Here is a 19,327-nt window from a genome sequence, read left to right on the forward strand (position 1 = left end):
CTGGGAGGCCGGACGTGAGCCGGGAGGCCGGACGGTACGATCGCGGACGATCTCGAAGGACCGACGAAGGAGGGGTCGTGGCGCACGTCCGCGAGCTCGTTGCACCCCTCCTGCTCGGTGCGGTCGCGCTGGTCGCCCTCGGCGGCTGCAGCGCCGACGCGGCCCAGGGCAGCAACACCGACCCCGACCAGGTCGACGCCGTCGCGGCGCCCGAGCTCGGCGCCTGCCGGGTGCTCACCCCCGAGGACGTGAAGCAGTCCAGCAACGCCACCCGCACCGTCGACTGCTCGGAGCCGCACACCGCACAGACCTACGTGGTCGGCGGGCTCCCGGACTCCCTCGAGGACGTCGACCGGGACTCCGAGGAGCTGGGCGCCTGGGCCTACAAGACCTGTTCGCAGAGGTTCATGGGCTTCCTCGGCGCCGACGAGAGCCTGGCGATGCGGGCCGTGGTCAGCTGGGCCTGGTTCCGGCCCTCGGAGAAGGCCTGGGAGGACGGGGCCCGCTGGTACCGCTGCGACCTGGTCGGGGGCGGTGACCAGAGCAAGGACTACGTCGACCTGCCCGAGGACGCGAAGGGCCTGTTCTGGGGCAAGCTGCCCGACCGCTGGCTGGTGTGCGCGTCCGGCGCCTCGGTGTCCGGCTCGGTGAAGATCCCGTGCTCGCAGCCGCACGACTGGCGAGCGGTCACCACGATCAAGCTCGGCGAGAAGGGCGACTCCTACCCCGGGGACCGCCTGGTGCAGGTGCGGACCCGGGACTTCTGCACCGAGTCCGTGGGGGCCTGGTTGAGCTACCCGGTCAACTACCAGATCGGCTACACGTGGTTCCACGAGGCCGAGTGGCAGGCCGGCAACCGGCGCTCGGTCTGCTGGGCGAAGACGGACTCATGAGGCGCCTGCTGCCCGCCGCGGCCCTCCTCCTCGCGCTCACCGCGTGCACCGGCGGAGGCGGTGAGGACTCCGCCGAGCCCACACCCTCGGCCTCGAGCGCCTCGACCTCCCCGACGGCGACCCCCACGGCCGCGTCCCCGCCGCGGCCGCCACGGGACCGGGCCTGCTACCGGCTGTCGTACGACGAGGCGGTGGCGCCGACCGCCGAGGCGCGCCCGGTCCGCTGCACCGACACCCACACCTCGATGACGTACGCCGTCGGGTCGCTCGACCCGGTCGTCGACGGACACCTGCTGGCGGTGGACTCCGAACGGGTCCAGGCCCAGGCCGGGACGCAGTGCCCGCGCCGGCTGCCGTCCTTCCTCGGCGGCACCCCCGACGACCTGCACCTGAGCATGCTCCGCGCCGTCTGGTTCACGCCCTCGGTGGAGCTGTCCGACGCGGGCGCCAACTGGTTCCGCTGCGACGTGATCGCGGTGGCCTCCGAGGACCGGCTGGCCCCGCTCAGCCAGCGCATGTCCGGCGTCCTCGGCACCACCGCCGGACGGGACCGGTTCGGCATGTGCGGCACGGCCGAGCCCGGCACCTCGGACTTCTCCCGGGTCATCTGCTCCAGCGACCACAGCTGGCGGGCCATCGACGTCGTGCACTTCTCCGGCGCCGGCTACCCCGGCCCGGCGGCCGCACGCGCCGCCGGTCAGGGGCCGTGCGAGGACGCCGGACGCGCCGCGGCGTCCGACGCGCTGGACTACACCTGGGGCTACGAGTGGCCCACGCGCGAGCAGTGGGACAACGGCCAGACCTACGGCCTCTGCTGGGCTCCCGACTGATCGGCTCGCCGGCCTAGAAGCCCAGCTTCCGCAGCTGGCGCGGGTCCCGCTGCCAGTCCTTGGCGATCTTGACGTGCAGGTCGAGGTAGACCGGCGTGCCCAGCAGCGCCTCGATCTGCTTGCGGGCCTCGGTGCCGACCTTGCGGAGGCGGGCGCCCTTGGGACCGATCATGATCCCCTTCTGGGAGTCGCGCTCGACGTAGAGGTTGGCGTGGATGTCGAGCAGCGGCTTGTCCTCGGGGCGCCCCTCGCGCAGGCCCATCTCCTCGACCACGACGGCGACCGAGTGCGGCAGCTCGTCGCGCAGGCCGTCCAGCGCGGCCTCGCGGATCAGCTCGGCAGCGAGGATCTCCTCGGGCGCGTCGGTGAGGTCTCCCTCCGGGTAGAGCTGCGGCCCCTCGGGCAGCAGCCCCACGAGCAGGTCCTCGAGCAGGCTGACCTGGTCGCCGGCCTTCGCCGAGACCGGCACGATCTCGGCCCAGTCGACGCCGGTCTCGCCGCCGAGCCTCTGGATGTCGAGCAGGTGCCGGCCGATCTGCTCGGGCGTGGCGAGGTCGGTCTTGGTCGCGACGGCGACCTTCTTCGTCCGCTTGATCTTGGCCATCTCGTTGACGATGAACCGGTCACCGGGCCCGATCTTCTCGTTCGCGGGGAAGCAGACCGCGACGACGTCGACCTCGGAGAGGGTGGTCTTCACCAGGTCGTTGAGCCGCTCCCCCAGCAGCGTCCGCGGCCGGTGCAGGCCCGGGGTGTCGACCAGGATCAGCTGCGCGTCGTCGCGGTGCACGATGCCGCGGACGACCGTGCGCGTGGTCTGCGGCTTGTCGGAGGTGATCGCCACCTTGGTGCCGACCAGGGCGTTGGTCAGCGTCGACTTGCCGGCGTTGGGCCGGCCGACGAACGACGCGAACCCGCTCCGGTGGGGAGCCTGTCGAGATTCGTTCATGAGTCCCTCGCCTCGTCGTAGTCGGCCCAGATCTGGTCGTCGCCCTTGCCTGCCATCTTGCCCGCCCGCCAGATCGGGCCCGGGTCGACCGCGCGCGGCTGGCGCCTGGCCACCCCGCGCCAGTAACCCATCACGTCGTACGCCGGGCTCGGCAGCCGGCGCTCCCGCATCAGGTGCTTGCGGATCGCGCGCATCTGAGCGGACTCCCCCGCCATCCAGAAGTAGCCCTCGCCGGCGGGCCAGTCGATCCCCTCCACCGCGGCGGCGAGGTCGCTCTGCCCGGGGGCCGGGGGTTCCAGCCAGGTGACGTCCACGCCGTCGGGCAGATAGCCGGAGTCCCGGAGCAGGTCGGCGTCGGGGACCTCGGCCCAGACCCGGATCTGTCCGTGGTCGAGCCGGTCGCGGCCCACGGACTCCACGATCCGGGCCATCGCCGGCATCGCAGTCAGGTCTCCGACCAGCAGCAGCCACGCGGCGGAGTCGGGCATCGCGAAGGAGCCCCGGGGCTCGGTGATCGTGACCGTCTCGCCCACGCACTCGCGGGCGGCCCACTCGGTGACCAGCCCGGTCTCGTGCACGACGACGTCGAGGACCAGCTCGGAGCCGTCCCAGGAGCGCACCGTGTAGTAGCGGCTCTGGAACTGCTGCGGGACGACCAGGCCGACCCACTCGTCGGGGATCCCGGTGCTCGCGAAGGCACCCGGCTCGGCGCCGGTCAGGCCGGCGCCGCCGAGCGTCAGCCGGACCAGGTGGGGGGTGAGCTGTTGCCGCTCCAGGACCTCAGCGGCGTACTGCCTGCCTCTCGTGCTCACCGGCCAAGGCTATGCGCCGCCCCTCAGAACGGGTGGCGGAGGGGGTAGCCGCTCTCGCCCCGGCCGTCGGTCTTGGTCGCCAGCACGTGGTGCAGCTGGATCTCGTTGCGCTCGAAGGCCAGGCGCGAGCCGGCCATGTAGAGGCCCCAGACCCGCGCGGTGGCCTCGCCGACCTCGGCGACGCACTCGTCCCAGTTCTCCACCAGGTTGCGGCACCACCCGGCCAGGGTCTTGGCGTAGTGGACCCGGAAGTTCTCCTCGTGCTGCACCTCGAGGCCGGCGTTCTGCGCCTCGGTGATGATCCGCCCGGACCCGATCAGCTCCCCGTCGGGGAAGACGTAGCGGTCGATGAACGCCCCGGTGCTCCGCGGCACGTTGTCGTGGCGGGTGATGCAGTGGTTGAGCAGCCGGCCCTGCGGGCGCAGCTTGTCGCGGATGAACCCGAAGTACTCCGGGTAGTTGCGCACGCCGATGTGCTCGGTCAGGCCGATCGAGGAGATCGCGTCGAAGTCGCCCTCCTCGACCAGGCGGTAGTCCAGGAACCGCACCTCGGCCAGGTGGTCGAGCCGCTGCGCCTTGATCTGCTCCTGCGCCCAGGACGCCTGCGCGCGGGAGAGGGTGACGCCGATGGCCTTGACGCCGTACTCCCGCGCGGCGTGCCGCACCATCCCGCCCCAGCCGCAGCCGAGGTCGAGCAGCCGCTGGCCGGGCTCGAGGCCGAGCTTGCGGGCCACCAGGTCGTACTTCTCGGTCTGCGCCTCCTCCAGCGTCGCGTCCGCGGTCGGGTAGACGGCGCAGGTGTAGGTCATGGACGGGCCGAGGACCAGCTCGTAGAAGCGGTTCGACACGTCGTAGTGGTGGTGGATGACCTCCGCGTCACGGGTCATCGAGTGCCGCACGCCCTCGACCACGCGACGCCAGCGCGGCAGGTGCTCCTGCGGCGGCGGGGGCGGGGGCTTGAGGTTCGACAGGCCCAGGCCGCGCAGCAGCGCCATCGCCTCGGCGGGCGACGGCTTGCGGAAGCGCAGGCGGCTCTGCAGCAGCGTCAGGGCGTCGTAGGGGTCGCCGGGGTGCACGCCGTTGACGTTCAGGTCGCCGGACACGTAGGCCCGCGCCATGCCGAGGTCGCCGGGGGCGGTCAGCAGGTAGGACAGTCCGCGCTGGTTGACCAGCTCCAGCTCGATCTCGGCGTCCTCCGGGCCGGCCGAGCTGCCGTCGTACGCCGTGAACCGCACCGGCATGCCGTCGCGCATCAGCGACGCCACGGCATCCCCGATCGGGAGGGTGCCCTGGGCGCGTCTCTGGGTGAGCGTCATCGTCTCTTCACCGCCTTGTCGTAGAGGCTGGTCAGCCTGTCGTCGGGGTCGTAGCGCCGCTTGACGGCCGCGAGGTTCGCGCCGTCGTACAGCTCGTCGAAGGTCTCGGGGTCGTAGAACGCCTCCGAGTAGAGGGACTTGTGGCCGCCGAGCTCGTGGACGCGAGCCTCGATCGCCCGGTTGCGGGGGCCGTTCGGGGCGTCGGGGCCCACGTGCACGGTGCCCCAGAAGCCGACGTTGACGTACGTCGCGCCGGGTGCCAGCGGGTAGGTGGGCCAGTCCCGCTTGGAGACCAGCGGGCACAGCCACACCGGGCGCATGCCGACGGCCTCGTCGAACCAGTCGAGGAACTCGCCCAGCCGCTCCACGGGCACCTCGACGTCCTGGATCACCCGCTCCCGAAGCGGACGCCCGGCCCGGCGGTCCAGCCGGTCGGCGATGCCGAGGCGGCGGTCCAGCCCGACCAGCTTGTGGTAGACGTCCGAGCGCCGCCAGCGGCGCGGCCACAGCCGCCGGACCACCGGGTGCTGCACGCCGAACGCCCCCGAGCACCAGAACCAGTCGGTGTCCCAGCGCCACAGGTAGTCGTACATCGTCAGCAGGTCCGTCCCGGATCCAGCGGCAGCCCGCTGCTGCACGGACCGGTAGTAGACGTCCTGCCCGGTGTAGTCGCTCGGTGCCACGGTCGCACCGTCCACCACGGGGGCGTCGGACCAGGTGGCCAGGGTCAGGTAGTACTCCCCCGGCGCGAACGCGACCCCGTCGAGCCCGTCGACCCGGGTGCCGTCGTAGGTCCGCGTCGCCACGATCTCGGCGACGGTCTTGGCCAGCACGCCGACGTCGTCGAGGCGGACGTGGCGCAGCACGACGTACGACGGGACCGGCTCCAGCTCGATCCGCAGCCGGGTGGCGTAGCCGAGCGAGCCGTAGGAGTTCGGGAAGGTGTCGAAGAGTTCGTCCCCGAGCCGGGTGGTGACCACCTCGCCGGCGCCGGTGAAGACGTCCATCTCGAGCACCGACTCGTGCGGCAGCCCGCTGCGGAAGCTGGTCGACTCGATGCCCAGCCCGGTGACGGCGCCGCCGAGGGTGATCGTGCGGAGCTGCGGCACCACCAGTGGGATCAGCCCGTGCGGGAGGGTGGCATCGACGAGGTCCTCGTAGGTGCACATGCCCTGCACCTCGGCGGTCCGCGCCGCTGCGTCGACCTCGATCACGCCGGTCAGCCCGGACACGTCGAGGCCGGGAGCCTCGGACCGGTCTCTCGGCCGGAACAGGTTGGACGTCTTCTTCGCCAGGCGCACCGGGGCGCCGGCGGGGACGGCGGCGTACGAGGCCTGCAGCCGTGCGACGGCCGCCTCGTGCTGCTCCCAGCTTCCCCCAGGTCTCACGCGCCCCAACTTACTCCTGAGCGGTGTCGGGCGTGTCCCACCCCGGCGATCCGACCCCGGTGGCATGGGTGGGCGAGGAAGGCCCGGGCTCCTCTGCCCCGACGAGCTCAGCGCTTCGTGGCAAGCACGCTGACGCTGGTCACGCCGTACGCCGTGGTGGCGCCGAGCGCCCGGTCGGAGATGAACCGGTAGTCGTTGTCGCGCACGACGACGACCTCGAAGCCGGCGTCCCGGATCGCGCCGAGGTATTCGTCGCGCTGGGCGGCTCCGCCGATGCAGGCGGCCCACAGCGAGGCGTCGCAGGTGACGCCCTGTGGCAGTTGCCGCGCGGACACGATGTCAGCGATCGCCAGACGGCCACCGGGTCGCAGCGCCGCTGCAGCCGCCCGGAACACGGCCGGCTTGTCCGGGGAGAGGTTGATGACGCCATTGGAGATCACACAGTCGACGGTGCCATCCTCGACCGGCACGTCCTCGATGTAACCCTCGCGGAACTCGATCTGGTCGAAGCCGGCTGCGTCTGCCAGCCCGCTCGCCTTGGCGAGCTGGGCCGTCGTCATGTCCACGCCGATCACGCTGCCGGTGGGGCCGGACGCGTTGGCCGCCAGGAAGCTGTCCATCCCGGAGCCGCTGCCCAGGTCGAGGACCCGCGCGCCCGGCCCGATCTCCGCGAGGTCGAGGAAGTAGCCGACTCCGGCGAAGGAGTCGATCGCCGGCGCCGGGACGGCATCGAGATCGGCGACCGGGTAGCCGAGACGCTCGGCGAGCCCACGTCCGGTCTCGAAGTGGAAGGGCGCCTCGGGCGCCAGGGCGACCTGCTCGTACATCAGCTTGACCCGCGACTCGAGGTCGCTGCGGTCCAGGGTGCGTCCGTCGGTCATGACTCTCTCCTCTCGTTGCTGACCCTTGGCCTGGCGCCGGGCGCTGTCGAACTCATCGGGATCGCTGATCCGCCACATCGCCTGCCCGATCGCCAGCACCCCGCGCGCCGGCAGCGGGACCCCGCCGATGGTCGGGTTCTCACGTGGCCGGCTCGGCCTGCCCAGGTCCACGCCGTCGAGGGCCGCACTCGACTGGCTGACCAGGTACATCCGCTGTGGCATCAGCAGCCCGTGATGGCCGCTCGGCATCGTCCCGGACATCTGCAGCCGACCCATCCCCAGCGCCTGCGCCAGCCGCTCGCGGCCCCGCACCAGGGCAGGTAGTCGCCAGCTGAAGAGCGGCATCGCTGCACTGAGCGGGTTGAGGAATCCCATCAGGAGCGACCGCTCGGCGCTCACCGTCCAGTCCAGCGCCGGCTGGTCCAGCGTGACGTGCAGGGTGCGCGGACCGGTCCACTCGAGATCGATCCGGGCTGCTGCGACGTTGTCACAAGCGGGGCCGTAGTAGCGCGGACAGGCGTGCTCGACGCGTCGCGCATCGGCGTGGATCGACCAGCGGCCCTCGGGGTCGCGGTGCCACAGCGTTCGGTAGGGGCCGAAGGAGCTCTGCGGGAACACCCGGAGCGCCAGCACGTGCCCGGAGTCGAACGGTAGGCCGAAGACACCCCACCCGCGGACGTACTCGTGATCGGGCCACGCCGCCTCGCCCATGTCCGGTTCGATCGCGGTGGTCAGAGCGGCCGGGCTGCGCATCGGTCGCGGCTCTCAGTAGCTGAACGTCACGGCCGGATCGTCACCGATCCAGGTCCACATCGGCACGGTGCCGTTGAGCTCGGCGCCGGAGATCAGGTCGGAGGCCGCGAGCTGCTTGGCGTTGAAGCAGACCGGGCAGACGTAGTAGCTGCCGCCGGCCGCCTCGAACCGCTTCATCAGCTCGATCAGCGGAGGACAGCCCTCGCACGCCGTCCCCACGGCGACGCCCGGAACGGCCAGGCGGACCGCCTCCTTGGTGAGGAAGATCAAGGTCTCGCGGCCGGTCTCGGCGGCGCCCACGGCCACCAGGAACGCCACCGTCACCTTTTCCGCATCCTCCAGCCCGGTGCTCAGGCTGATCACTGACTTGGCCATCGCTGCTGCCCTCCCTGCATCCCCGGCGCCGCGCTCACGGCGTCAACGGTCACGCTAGGAGCGCGGCAGCGCCGCGTCGTCGGGCAAACTCCCTACGAATCGCGAACTAGGGTGCGACGTGGGAGTCCGGCCTGTCATCGAGCGCGCCGAGGAGGCCGCTCCGCAGCGCGAAGAGGGTGGCCGTGGAGCGGCTGCTCGCGCCGGTCTTGGCGTAGATGCGCTCGATGTGGGTGCCCGCGGTCTTGCGTGAGATCCCGAGCCGGCTGGCCACGTCGCCGGTCGCGGCGCCGCGGGCGATCAGGCCGAGCACCTCGAGCTCGCGCGGGGTGAGCCCGGCCGGGCCGGCCACGCGCCGTCGGGTCCCGGCACCCGCTGCCGCCAGCACGGCGTCCGCGGCCGCCTGGTCGAGCCGTCCGGCCGCGATCTCGGCGCGGATCACGCCGGTCGCCTCCTTGAGCGTGCGGGCGGGGCGACTGGATCGGGGCTCGACCAGCTCGTGGAAGGCGCACGCGGCCGCCAGGATGCGGCCCGGCAGCGGAACCGCCTGGCCACCGACGCCACGGTGGTAGCCGCTGCCGTCCATCCGCTCGTGGGCCAGCCCGGCGATCGCGCCCAGTCGCGCGAGCGCCTTGGGACGGGACAGCACCCGCTCGGTGAAGTACGACGCCGCGCGGAGCCGCTCCTCCTCGGTCGCGGTCAGCGGGGTCGGCTTGTCAAGGATCGTCGTGGGGACGCCGTGCAGCCCGACGTCGTGCACCAGACCCGCGCGGTAGACCATCGTCACCTCGCCGGCGGGCAGCCGGAGCCTCCGAGCCGCTTCGGCCGACAGGTCCGCGACCCCGCGCGAGTGGCCCGCGCGGGTCGGGCAGCGTAGGTCGGTGAAGTCGGCCAACGCCACCAGCGCGGCGTCGAGGTCGTCGTCGCTGAGCCGGCACGTCAGCCCGGGGTCCCGGGAGAAGAGCTGGTGGGCGTCGTACTCGTCGGTGGCGACGGGCAGCACCTCGACCGCAGTCGAGCAGAAGGCCTCGACCAGCCTGGGGTCGAACTGGCTGCCGGAGCGGGCCCGCGCCACCTCCACTGCCGCCGAGACGCCGCCGCGCCGGTGGTGCACCTCGACCACGTCGGCGAGGTGGAAGAGCCGGACGACCAAGGCGATCTGCTCGCCACGGACACCCCGCGGGACACCCTGGCCGTCCCAGCGCGCGAAGAACTGCCGGACCGCCGCCGACGTCTCCTCAGGAAGTCCGAGCTGGTCGGCCAACGTCGAGGTGACCAGGCAGTGGCCCTGGATGCCCCGCATCACCCGGGTGCCACCGGTGGCCACCATGGTCGCGGCCACCCGCAGGCGTTGCGGCAGTGGCTGGCCCCGGCCCGCGTGACCGAGGAAGAACGCCATCCCGGACAGCCCACCCAGGTCGGCCTGGTAGCTGTCCGCGCGGAACACGATGTCGTCACCGAAGCTGGCGGTCACCTCGGGAGCATCAGCCACACAACCCACCCAGGAGAGCATCGCGACGTGGAAGAGCGTCGGCTGCTGGTCGTCGGGCAAGCCGACGAGGCGGCCGAGACGCGACGCGATCTGCCAGCTGCGCAGCAGGTGCTCCATGGGCTGGCCCAGCCCGAGGTCGGTCGCAAGCGAGAAGGCAGCCAGCAGCTCGGCAAGGGTGACACCGGAGTCGCGCTCGTCCACGAGCCCAGCGTAGTGATCAGGCAGCCTGGGCGGGTCCGTTGGACGCCCGACCGGAGGCCGGGCCCGGGTGCGACTCCGTCAGTTCCTCGTCGTGACGTAGGTGATGGCCACGCTGCGGCCGGATGGCTTGGTGGCAGTGACGGTTCCACCGCCGAGGCCTATCGCTCCCAGCGTCAGACCCAGGTCCTGCTTCGGGACGGTGATGACGTGCCATTTCATGCGTACTCGCCTCCAGGGTGTGCGGCGACTGTCCTCGCGACAGTCGCGAGTTGGTCAGCCTGGTCACGAATGGCGACAGCGGCCCGCCTGGTGACCTTCGAGCGCAGTGGCAGGGCGAGAGCTCCACTCTCGTTGGTCGGCTCCGCAGCCATCCCTGGCCCCTTCGTTCCGGCCCGTACGTGGGCCTTCGTGTCTCGACAGCATGCGCCGGCGACACTCGCCGGGCATCGGTAGAACTACGTGGATCGATACGTGTTCACGAACCCGCAGGGTGCTTCGTCCTCCGGGGTCGCGCTTCGGGTGCAGGCTCTGATCTGCGGACCACCAGCATCAGCAGCCTGTGGGGCTGACTGGGTGTGTGTCTATTGGCGGCCGCGCTATGCACGCGCGCTTACCGGATCTGCCGATGAGCGCGCAGCGCTGACTGAGATGCTGGACCTCATGCAGCCAGTCACCGAGACCGAACTGGAGGTCATGAACCGCCTCGCGTCGGTCGAGTTCGAGGGCGTCGTTCAGTTGCGGGCACAGATCGCAAGCATCAGCCAAGTGGAGCCCAACTGCTCCTGTGGTTGCCCATCGTTCACGCCGGTGATTGATCGCTCGGTCGCACCCGCGTCGCCGTTGCGGACCCTGCTGCCGACCGAGTTGGTCGAAGAGGAACGCAGCGACGGAGTGCCCCGTACGGTCATCTGGTTCGCCGACGCAGAGGGTTACATCGCAAACGTCGAGTGTGTGTACTACGACGACGCGCTCCCCGAGTGGCCTGACCCGCGACAGTGCACCGTCCGCGGGTAGCAAGGTTGAGCCATGTGATGCGGGTCCGCAGACATCCGCTGTCCGCTCGTTCATGCCGATGAGCGTGCACTGCCTAGGGAGAGGTGCTCTGGGGGCTTGTTGCCTAGGATCGGTGGATGGGTGAGGCACAGGAGCGTCTCGATCGCCTCTTGAAGACGGTGTGGGGCCCGGCTCTGCGCGATCTCGGCTTCAAGGGTTCCGGGAAGGTCTGGACCCTCCCAGACGAGAACGATTGGGCCATGCTCGGTTTCCAGACATCTCAAGCCAGCACCGCCGACGAGGCCAAGTTCACCATCAACCTCATGGTGGTCGGCAAGACCGCCTGGGACGAGGCACGAACCAGGAACAGCTTTTACTCGGGGAAGCCCAGCCCGAACACAATCGCCCACCATCGCTACGTTCAGCGCGCTGGCCATCTGACCCACGGCCGGGATCACTGGTGGCGGCTGGCCGGCGACGGCCGCAACGAGCAGCACATCCGCGACGAGGTACTCGACAACCTGCTGAACGTCATCGTGCCGAAGCTGAAGAGTGAGATGGCCGACCAAACGCCGGGGCCGCGCGGCACTTTCGAGGGAGTCGGCCGAGGTTGACACCCGTCCGCTCATCAGCGTGAGTGCGCGGTCGTGCCGATGTGCGTGCACCCGGGCGTGTACCTTCGCGTGGTGCCGACCTGGACCACGCCCGAGCGACCGGAGCCACCGAACAACCCGGTAGACGAGCGGGCCGCTCTCGAGGACCGGCTGGAGTACCAGCGCACCACGCTGCTGTTGAAGTGCGGTGGGCTTACGCCCGAGCAGTTGGCAGAGCGGTCAGTGCCACCATCGAGCCTCTCGTTGCTTGGACTGGTCCGCCACATGTCTGGAGTCGAGGCGTGGTTCCACTCCTACGACGGCCAGCCAGACCACATGTTCTTCTGGAACTACGTCCCAGGCGCTACGGACGGCTTTGGGGGCATCAGCGCGGCTCGTGCCGCCGACGATCTGGCCAGCTACCAAGCAAGTGTCGAGCGATCGCGTGATGCGGTCAGGGATCGCGGACTCGATGAGGCAATCCCCGGCGAGGATTACACGCTGCGTTGGATCTACCTGCACATGATCGAGGAGTACGCACGCCACAATGGCCACGCGGATCTGCTCCGCGAACGGATCGATGGCGCGACTGGGGAGTAGCCCTCACAGAAACGACCTGTCATGCCGCTGATCGGGCGGTTCTGCCGGCCAACGGGCGCCGGCAACAGCCGCCGATCTCTAGCATTGGGCGCGTGACAGCCAGAGTGTTCATGGTCGTGCTGCTCGTGGCCGTCGAGGGGTTCATGGTCTCCCTTGACGGCTTCGACGCTTTCCCGGACGGTGCGTACCTAGTTCTCTGGCTGTTCCTGTTCGCTCAACTGCTGCGCCAACAGGCACGGAAGAGGGAGTGAACTGTATCCGTCCGTTCGTGCCGCTGATGGTGCGCCCCAACGTGCCGATGAGCGGTCGCGTCCTGCAAGAGGATGCAGCCGTGGTCGAGGGCGACGAGTTCGAGCGAGTCCGAGCAGACATCTGCGCATCCGGTCCCGCCGGCGACGGGGACAACCTGCTGGGCATGGAGATGGACTGCTGCGCATTCCTCGGTGACCCAGCCTTTGCGAACGACGACTCCGGCCTGTGGCACGACATGACCGTGCGACGGTCAGAGGGCGCGGAGTGGCTCATCACCGGGCGGGCGGTCGGGAGGTTCGGCGACGGCCCGGCGGTCGCGGACGCACTGCCCAGGATCTGGGAAGAGCACCTCAGGTACGAGTATCGGTCGGCCCACGCCGTGACGACGACGCCCGATTCCGTCTTATTCCGAGCGGTGACCCAGGCCGGTCCGAGTGCGATATGGGTGACCGCCGAAGTGAAAGTCGCGCTCACCTAAGCGCACTCAACTGCCGCATTCCGCGCGGTTCGGGACGGGGGTGGTCAGGCTGCGACCGCGACGGGGCGCCGGCGGACTCGCCCGAGGGTAGCGCCACTGGCAGCCGGTCTGGGCGATGTACGACATCGCGTCCACCACGCTCCGCAGGTCCTCGGCGTGCTTGCGGCCACGCTTGCCCGGCGCGTTGAACACCGGCTCCAGTAGGTTCCGCTGGTCATCGGTCTATGCCTTGGGTACGACATGCCCCGCACGGTGACCGGGGGTTGCGTCCACGCAATAGGGACACACCCGGTGAGAGCACTCGCTCCATCCGCTGCTCCTGATGGAGACGCATCGCGGAGACGAGGCTCGTGCCTCGGCATCGCCAGAGCCAACTTTCAGTCCCTCGCGACTGAACCCCGCCGGACCCTGCGGTCCGGGGCACCCTCGGATCGCCTTCCACAGGCGGACCTGCGACGCCCGCCGGACTGTCGGTGGTCGCGCATAGCGTGTCTCTCGAGGGGTCGATCGTTTCTCGAGAGGGTGCGCGATGGACGCTGCGGTGGAGGAACTGGCGGCGCTGGAACTGGCGGCGCTGGACGACCACGACCTGCTGGCCGGCGGGGTGGTCGACGGGGTCGCGGAGGCACGGGCGGGGGCGCGCCGGTGGGCGCGGCTGGTCGAGCTCCACCGTCGACGTGAGGCCGAGGCCCGGGCCCGGGGTGCGGTGGCCCGGCAGGGCACGCTCACCCCGCGCGCCGAGACGGTCACCGAGGTCTCCGCGCTGTGGGGCCTGGCCGAGCAGCGGGTGCGGCACGAGCTGAACGTGGCGCTCTTCCTGGTCCAGTACTTCCCCGAGGCGTGGGCGCTGTGCCAGGCGGGCCAGCTGGACTGCTACCGCGCCTCGGTCGTGGCCGACCAGGTGCGGCACGCGGTCTCCGACCCGGTGCAGATCCGGGTCCTGGCCGCCCGCCTCACCGACTTCCTGCGCCGTCACCTCAGCGCCACCCACGGCGTGGCCGGACTCCCGCCGGTGGTCGGCTGCACGCCCAAGCAGCTGCGCAACAAGCTGTCCTACGAGATCAAGCGGGTCCGCTCGGCCGACGCCGAGGAACGGCACCGACAGGCGTACGCCGACCGCGGCGTCCGGACGGCCGAGCTCGAGGACGGCATGGCCCACCTCGGCATCACCGCCACGGTCGACCAGGTGAGGCTGGCCGAGCACCGGCTCACCCACGCCGCCCGCCAGCTGCGCAGCCAGGGAGACCAGCGGACCATGGCCCAGCTCAGGTCCGACCTCGCGCTGGACCTGCTCACCGGGCGGGGCGCCGGTGTGCCGACCCCGGCGTACGCACGTCCCGTCATCAACCTCACCGTGCCCATCCAGACCGTGATGGGCCTCGCCGACGAACCCGGCGTCCTCTCCGGAGGGACACCGGTCCCCGCGGGCCTGGCACGCGCGATCGCCGCCGATCCCGACTCCACGTGGTACCGGATGCTCACCGACCCGGCCGGCCAGATGGTGGAGCTGTCCACGACGTCCTACCGACCGACCGCCACGATCTGGCGTCATGTGACCGCCCAGTGGGTCGCCTGCTTCGAGCCCTCCTGCGACGCCCCGGCCACCCAGGCCGAGCTCGACCACCGGATCCGCTGGCCCGAGGGCGAGACCCGGACCGGCAACCTGTGGCCGGGCTGCAAGCGCGGCCACACCGCCAAGCACACGCCCGGTTTCAGCATCGAGCAGGCCCCGGACGGCTCCTTCGCCCTGCGCACCCGCGCCGGCTTCACCCACCCGATCACCCCGCCGGCGCAACCGGTCAGCGAAGTGTGGCCCGACCTGCCGCAGGGAGCGCAGCCGATTCAGTTCTGCGCGACTGAGCTCGTCGAGGCGCTCACCGACATCCGTGACCGCCGCGACCAGGAGATCGCGCAGGACGACGAGCTGGCCTGGGAGCACGGCACCCTGCTCGCCTCCCTCATCGCCTGACGGTCTAGGTCGTCGAGGTCGAGAGCAGCGCGCCCTTCGGGTCGCCGAGGTGTACGACGGCGCCGGCGCCGGCGAAGTCCGTGAGGGCCGCCAGGTCGTCGGTGGAGACGGCCCCCGACTCGCTGAGCACGACCGCGGCCTCCAGCCCCCGCGACCCGGAGGCGACCGCCATCGCCACGCACACCCCGAGCGCGGAGATCTGCAGGGACGGCAGGTCGACCGTGGCGCCGGCGTAGGTGCGCCCGTCGCTGTCGCGGACGGCGGCGCCCTCGGCGGCGCGGGTGCGCGCCCGGGTGGCCCGGGCCAGGGTCACCAGCTTCTTGTCCTCGGCGGACAGGTCACTCGGTGCGCTCACGGATGTCTCCTTCGTCGGCGGCCGACGCCGCGGGCTCCGGCTCGACCCGGCTGATCAGGACGGTCTCGATCTTGTTGCGGCGGCCGGTGGTCCCCTCGGCCTCGAACCGCAGGCCGTGCGCCTCGACGTGCGAGCCCGGGATGGGCACCCGGCCGAGGTGCTTGGCCATCAGGCCGCCGACGCTGTCGACGTCCTCCTCCTCGACGTCGAAGCCGAAGAGCTCGTCGAGGTCGTCGATGGGGTAGCGCGAGGAGACCCTGGTGCCGCCCGACGGGAGCACCTGGACCTCGATCTCCTCCTCGTCGTACTCGTCGGTGATCTCGCCGACGATCTCCTCGAGGATGTCCTCGATGGTGACCAGGCCGGCGGTGCCGCCGTACTCGTCGACGACCACCGCGATGTGCTGCCGGTCGGACTGCATCTCCGAGAGCAGCGCGTCGACCGGCTTGGACTCGGGCACGAAGTGCGCCGGGCGCATCACCTCGTCGATGCGCTGGGTGAACTCCACGCCGGGCGCCTCGAAGTCGCGCCGCACGATGTCCTTGAGGTAGGCGATCCCGACCACGTCGTCGAGGTTCTCGCCGATCACCGGCACCCGGGAGAAGCCGCTGCGCAGGAACAGCGAGAGCGTCTGGCGCAGGTTCTTGTAGTGCTCGATGTAGACCACGTCGGTGCGCGGCACCATCACCTCGCGGGCGATGGTGTCGCCGAGCTCGAAGACCGAGTGGATCATCTTCCGCTCGCCGGACTCGATGACCGCGGAGGCCTCGGCGAGGTCGACCAGCTCGCGCAGCTCGGTCTCGGTCGAGAACGGCCCCTCCCGAAAGCCCTTGCCGGGGGTGATCGCGTTGCCGACCTTGATCAGCAGCGCCGGCAGCGGGCCCAGGATCCGGGTGACCGCCCCCAGGGGTCCGGCGGAGACCAGCGCGACCCGCTCGGAGTGCTGCCGGCCCAGGGTGCGCGGGGCGACCCCGATCACCACGAAGGAGACCAGCAGCATCACGCCGATGGAGGTGAGCACGGTGGGCCACCACGCGCCCCCGAAGCCGTCGTCGACCTCCAGGGTGACCAGCACGATCGCCGAGATCTCGCAGAGCAGCCGCAGCAGCAGCGCGGTGTTGAGGTAGCGCGGCGGGTCGTCGAGCAGGTGCAGCAGGCGCGAGGCGCCCGCGCGCCCCTCCGACTGGAGCTCCTCGGCACGGGCCCGGGAGAACGACGCCAGGGCGGCGTCGGCGGCCGAGAAGACGCCGGCGAGCAGGACGAGGGCGGCTGCTACGACGAGCAGCCACGCATCGCCGCTACTCACGATCGGTCGAGCCGGATCGCCAGGCGGCGAGCAGCTCGTCCTGGAGACCGAACATCTCCTTGTGCTCCTCGGGCTCGGCGTGGTCGTAGCCGAGCAGGTGCAGGATGCCGTGGACGGTCAGCAGCTCGATCTCGGCGCCCTTGCCGTGGCCGGCGGTGACGCCCTGCCTCTCCGCGATGTCGGGGCAGAGCACGAGGTCGCCGAGCACCCCCTCCTCGGGCTCCTCGTCGACCAGGCCCGGGCGGAGCTCGTCCATCGGGAAGGCGAGCACGTCGGTCGGCCCCTCCTTCTCCATCCACTGCTCGTTGAGCTGGGCGATGGTCGGCTCGTCGACGGCCTTGATGCACAGCTCGGCGAGCGGGTGCACGCGCATCCGGTCCATCACGAACCGGCTGAGCGCCGCCAGCTGCTTGACGTCGAGGTCGTGCCCCGACTCGTTGAGCACCTCGATGCTCATGCGCGGCCCCCCGGGCCGGTCGCCTCGTGCCCGCCGCGCGCGTCGAACTCGTCGTACGCCGCGACGATCTTGCCGACCAGGCGGTGCCGGACCACGTCGTGGCTGGTGAGCCGGTTGAACACGATGTCCTCGACGCCGGTGAGGATGCCCTCGATCACCCGCAGGCCGGACTTGGTCCCGCCTGGCAGGTCGACCTGGGTGACGTCGCCGGTGACCACGATCTTGGAGTTGAACCCGAGCCGGGTCAGGAACATCTTCATCTGCTCGGGCGAGGTGTTCTGCGCCTCGTCGAGGATGATGAACGCGTCGTTGAGGGTGCGGCCCCGCATGTAGGCCAGCGGCGCGACCTCGATGGTCCCGGCCGCGAGCAGCTTGGGGATGGTGTCGGGGTCGATCATGTCGTGCAGCGCGTCGTAGAGCGGGCGCAGGTAGGGGTCGATCTTCTCGCTGAGCGTGCCGGGCAGGAAGCCGAGCCGCTCCCCCGCCTCGACCGCCGGGCGGGTCAGGATGATCCGGTTGACGTTCTTCGACTGCAGCGCCTGCACGGCCTTCGCCATCGCCAGGTAGGTCTTGCCGGTGCCCGCCGGGCCGATGCCGAAGGTGATCGTGTGCTTGTCGATCGAGTCGACGTAGCGCTTCTGGTTCAGCGTCTTGGGCCGGATCGAGCGGCCGCGGTTGCTCAGGATGTTCAGCGAGAGGACGTCGGCCGGCCGCTCGGTGGTCTCCGCGCGCAGCATCGCGAGCACGCGCTCGACGGTCTCGGTGGTGACGCCCTGGCCGGTGCGGATGATCGTGACCAGCTCGTCGAGCAGCCGCTCGGCCAGTGCGACCTCGCCCGGCTCGCCGTACAGGGTGATCCGGTTGCCGCGCACATGCACGTCGGCCTCGAAGGAGCGCTCGATGAGCGCGAGGTGCTCGTCCCCGGGGCCGAGAAGGCTGACCATGTTGATGCTGTTGGGGACCACGACGGTGTGCCGGGTGGGGTACGTCGCGGGGGTCCCGTCCTGTCGGTGCGTGTCAGTCATGGATGCCCGGGTGGGGCGCCTTCCGGTCGGCGATGTGAGCGGCTTCCATGCTACGGGAGAGCCGCCCGCGGGCCCACCTGCTTTGCGTGAGCACCCCCACGCGTGCGTCGGCCCCGGACGAGCCGGGGCCGACGCCACGTGGTCAGTCGCGCGGCGTCACGGCGTGGACAGCGGGCCGCTCGACTCGTGGAGCACGCCGCAGGCCACGGGATCGGTCGCCTCAGCCGGGAGGCTGGGGTCGAGGTCGCTCTTGCCGGCGCTGAAGTCGTACTTGCCGTTCTGGTTGTAGTCGATGCCGTGGATCACCACGGCGGCGTCACCGCGCTCGATGGCGCGGGCCAGCTTCTTGCTCACCCGGAAGGTGCGGTCGTAGTGGATCTGGTGGTCCTTGGCCTTCGGGAAGCGGTTGACCGCGAGCGCGCTCTTGGGCGAGTGGTCGCCTCGCGTGGTCAGGGACGCCCGCACCGCACCGTAGGACGGGATTCCCTCGACGGTGTTGAGGCGGTGGTCGCTGTTCTTGTCGTCGCGCACCGTCGGGCACTCGTGCTCCGACTTGGCGCTGAAGTGGAAGTGCATCGCGTGCGGCATCCCCTTGACCAGGTGCCTCGCGTCGACCGACACCTCGACCTTGCGGCCCTGCACGGTCACCGTGGCCTTCCCCCTGACCCCGGAGTTGTTGAGCGAGTCGAGCCGAGCGTGGGTCTGTGTCCCACTTCCCGGGAGCCCGATGCTCTGGTCGTCGGCGGCACTCGCCGAGGTGCCGGCGGTACCGGCCACGAGACCCGCCGAGGCGAGCATGAGAACTCCCGCCGCGACCTGCTTCTTCTGGTGTGTGAGCTGCATGAGCATTCTTCTCCGTAATCGCCCCGAGAGGCATAGGGAACCGTGCCTTGCGCGAGGAGTTCGTCGTGCTCGTCACACCGGATTGGTGCCCGTCCACGTCCCGGGGGTGTGCGATCCCCGGCGGCGCCGGAGCCCGTGCCCTACCGTGGACGCATGAGGGAGGCGTACGACGACGCCGACGACGACCACGACGACGACACCCCGCCGTACTGGGACGCCGGCCAGCGCCTGCCCGAGGACGCCCGCCGAGTGGGCCTGAGCCACCACGTGCCGGACGGGGCGCTGCTCGACTTCGCCGGGGCCCTCGACTCGCGCAAGCGGCTCCACCGCGTCACGGCGTGGGTGATGCTGGTGGTGTTCGGGATGCCGGTGCTGTTCTACGTGCTGCGGCTCGTCGAGGCGGTCCTGCCCGACTGACGGCCGCGGGCGCCCGCCCTCGGGGGACTCAGACGCTATGGCGTGGACCGCACGTCTTCGGTGAGCGTGGGCTCCGCGTGGTTCATCCCTCGATAGTTCATGGTCAAGCCGGCGTGCGGGCCGGCGTCAACGTCGTTCATGCTCGCTGCGCTGCG

At 70.7% G+C, this 19,327-nt stretch carries 22 protein-coding genes and 1 pseudogene; 9 read left to right on the forward strand and 14 right to left on the reverse strand.

Translation table 11 applies throughout. The features are described from left to right. Positions 1-77: 77 nt before the first annotated feature. A complete protein-coding gene (locus ABD268_RS22035) occupies positions 78-893 on the forward strand; it encodes a septum formation family protein (protein ID WP_344157848.1) in 816 nt (271 codons plus the stop codon). After that, positions 890-1,723 (forward strand): septum formation family protein, encoded by an 834-nt coding sequence (locus tag ABD268_RS22040; protein ID WP_344157851.1) that lies wholly within the window; start codon positions 890-892, stop codon positions 1,721-1,723. Before ABD268_RS22035 ends, ABD268_RS22040 begins: the two co-directional genes overlap by 4 nt. Before the next feature lie 13 nt (positions 1,724-1,736). Here the strand turns inward: ABD268_RS22040 and era are convergent, their stop codons facing one another. From era to ABD268_RS22080, 8 genes are all read right to left on the reverse strand, one after another. Then, positions 1,737-2,669: a GTPase Era gene (era, locus tag ABD268_RS22045; RefSeq protein ID WP_344157854.1), complete on the reverse strand. Its 933-nt coding sequence runs from the start codon at positions 2,667-2,669 to the stop codon at positions 1,737-1,739. Then, positions 2,666-3,481, reverse strand: a complete 816-nt coding sequence (locus ABD268_RS22050) for a siderophore-interacting protein (protein ID WP_344157857.1) — start codon at positions 3,479-3,481, stop codon at positions 2,666-2,668. Before ABD268_RS22050 ends, era begins: the two co-directional genes overlap by 4 nt. Before the next feature lie 23 nt (positions 3,482-3,504). Then, positions 3,505-4,797: a class I SAM-dependent methyltransferase gene (locus ABD268_RS22055; RefSeq protein WP_344157860.1), complete on the reverse strand. Its 1,293-nt coding sequence runs from the start codon at positions 4,795-4,797 to the stop codon at positions 3,505-3,507. After that, on the reverse strand, positions 4,794-6,185 hold the full coding sequence (locus ABD268_RS22060; protein ID WP_344157863.1) for an FAD-binding oxidoreductase: 1,392 nt from the start codon (positions 6,183-6,185) through the stop codon (positions 4,794-4,796). The genes ABD268_RS22055 and ABD268_RS22060 overlap by 4 nt, the downstream gene beginning before the upstream one ends. A 107-nt stretch (positions 6,186-6,292) precedes the next feature. Next, positions 6,293-7,819, reverse strand: a complete 1,527-nt coding sequence (locus tag ABD268_RS22065) for a methyltransferase domain-containing protein (protein ID WP_344157865.1) — start codon at positions 7,817-7,819, stop codon at positions 6,293-6,295. A 12-nt stretch (positions 7,820-7,831) separates the two neighbouring features. Continuing rightward, entirely contained in the window at positions 7,832-8,194 is a 363-nt protein-coding gene (locus tag ABD268_RS22070) for a DsrE family protein (protein ID WP_344157868.1), read from the reverse strand. A gap of 106 nt (positions 8,195-8,300) precedes the next feature. After that, positions 8,301-9,884, reverse strand: a complete 1,584-nt coding sequence (locus ABD268_RS22075) for an HD domain-containing phosphohydrolase (RefSeq protein ID WP_344157871.1) — start codon at positions 9,882-9,884, stop codon at positions 8,301-8,303. A 78-nt stretch (positions 9,885-9,962) separates the two neighbouring features. Then, entirely contained in the window at positions 9,963-10,103 is a 141-nt protein-coding gene (locus tag ABD268_RS22080; protein ID WP_344157874.1) for a hypothetical protein, read from the reverse strand. A gap of 252 nt (positions 10,104-10,355) precedes the next feature. Here ABD268_RS22080 and ABD268_RS22085 point away from each other — a divergent pair, with 252 nt between their 5' ends. The 5 genes from ABD268_RS22085 to ABD268_RS22105 all read left to right on the forward strand — a co-directional run bounded on the left by ABD268_RS22085 (position 10,356) and on the right by ABD268_RS22105 (position 12,800). Further along, positions 10,356-10,898, forward strand: coding sequence for a hypothetical protein (locus tag ABD268_RS22085; protein WP_344157877.1), 543 nt, complete (start codon positions 10,356-10,358; stop codon positions 10,896-10,898). Between the two features lie 116 nt (positions 10,899-11,014). Further along, positions 11,015-11,491: a DUF4304 domain-containing protein gene (locus tag ABD268_RS22090; protein WP_344157880.1), complete on the forward strand. Its 477-nt coding sequence runs from the start codon at positions 11,015-11,017 to the stop codon at positions 11,489-11,491. 72 nt (positions 11,492-11,563) lie between these two features. Next, positions 11,564-12,070, forward strand: coding sequence for a DinB family protein (locus tag ABD268_RS22095; protein WP_344157883.1), 507 nt, complete (start codon positions 11,564-11,566; stop codon positions 12,068-12,070). Positions 12,071-12,162: 92 nt separating this feature from the next. After that, entirely contained in the window at positions 12,163-12,321 is a 159-nt protein-coding gene (locus ABD268_RS22100; RefSeq protein ID WP_344157886.1) for a hypothetical protein, read from the forward strand. An 80-nt stretch (positions 12,322-12,401) separates the two neighbouring features. Then, complete coding sequence (locus ABD268_RS22105) at positions 12,402-12,800, forward strand: hypothetical protein (RefSeq protein ID WP_344157889.1); 399 nt, start codon at positions 12,402-12,404, stop codon at positions 12,798-12,800. Between the two features lie 6 nt (positions 12,801-12,806). Here the strand turns inward: ABD268_RS22105 and ABD268_RS22875 are convergent. After that, a pseudogene (locus ABD268_RS22875) lies at positions 12,807-13,010 on the reverse strand (transposase); the annotation flags it as partial. A 319-nt stretch (positions 13,011-13,329) separates the two neighbouring features. Here ABD268_RS22875 and ABD268_RS22110 point away from each other — a divergent pair. Then, on the forward strand, positions 13,330-14,769 hold the full coding sequence (locus ABD268_RS22110; protein WP_344157892.1) for an HNH endonuclease signature motif containing protein: 1,440 nt from the start codon (positions 13,330-13,332) through the stop codon (positions 14,767-14,769). Between the two features lie 4 nt (positions 14,770-14,773). Here ABD268_RS22110 and ABD268_RS22115 read toward each other — a convergent pair whose 3' ends face one another. The 5 genes from ABD268_RS22115 to ABD268_RS22135 all read right to left on the reverse strand — a co-directional run bounded on the left by ABD268_RS22115 (position 14,774) and on the right by ABD268_RS22135 (position 18,755). Continuing rightward, positions 14,774-15,124: a cytidine deaminase gene (locus ABD268_RS22115; protein ID WP_344157895.1), complete on the reverse strand. Its 351-nt coding sequence runs from the start codon at positions 15,122-15,124 to the stop codon at positions 14,774-14,776. Then, positions 15,108-16,430 carry a hemolysin family protein gene (locus ABD268_RS22120; RefSeq protein ID WP_344157898.1) on the reverse strand — a complete coding sequence of 441 codons (1,323 nt, stop codon included), beginning with the start codon at positions 16,428-16,430 and terminating at the stop codon, positions 15,108-15,110. The genes ABD268_RS22115 and ABD268_RS22120 overlap by 17 nt, the downstream gene beginning before the upstream one ends. Continuing rightward, entirely contained in the window at positions 16,423-16,887 is a 465-nt protein-coding gene (ybeY, locus tag ABD268_RS22125) for an rRNA maturation RNase YbeY (RefSeq protein WP_344157901.1), read from the reverse strand. The genes ABD268_RS22120 and ybeY overlap by 8 nt, the downstream gene beginning before the upstream one ends. Next, positions 16,884-17,912 carry a PhoH family protein gene (locus ABD268_RS22130; RefSeq protein ID WP_344157904.1) on the reverse strand — a complete coding sequence of 343 codons (1,029 nt, stop codon included), beginning with the start codon at positions 17,910-17,912 and terminating at the stop codon, positions 16,884-16,886. Before ABD268_RS22130 ends, ybeY begins: the two co-directional genes overlap by 4 nt. A gap of 156 nt (positions 17,913-18,068) precedes the next feature. Next, positions 18,069-18,755: a hypothetical protein gene (locus tag ABD268_RS22135; RefSeq protein WP_344157907.1), complete on the reverse strand. Its 687-nt coding sequence runs from the start codon at positions 18,753-18,755 to the stop codon at positions 18,069-18,071. Positions 18,756-18,908: 153 nt separating this feature from the next. On the opposite strand from ABD268_RS22135, the gene ABD268_RS22140 reads away from it, so the two are divergent. Next, entirely contained in the window at positions 18,909-19,172 is a 264-nt protein-coding gene (locus ABD268_RS22140; RefSeq protein ID WP_344157910.1) for a hypothetical protein, read from the forward strand. The last annotated feature ends 155 nt before the right edge of the window (positions 19,173-19,327 follow it).

Origin of the sequence: Nocardioides koreensis (genome assembly GCF_039531775.1) — a bacterium.
In the GTDB taxonomy this organism is placed as follows: Bacteria; Actinomycetota; Actinomycetes; order Propionibacteriales; family Nocardioidaceae; genus Nocardioides; species Nocardioides koreensis.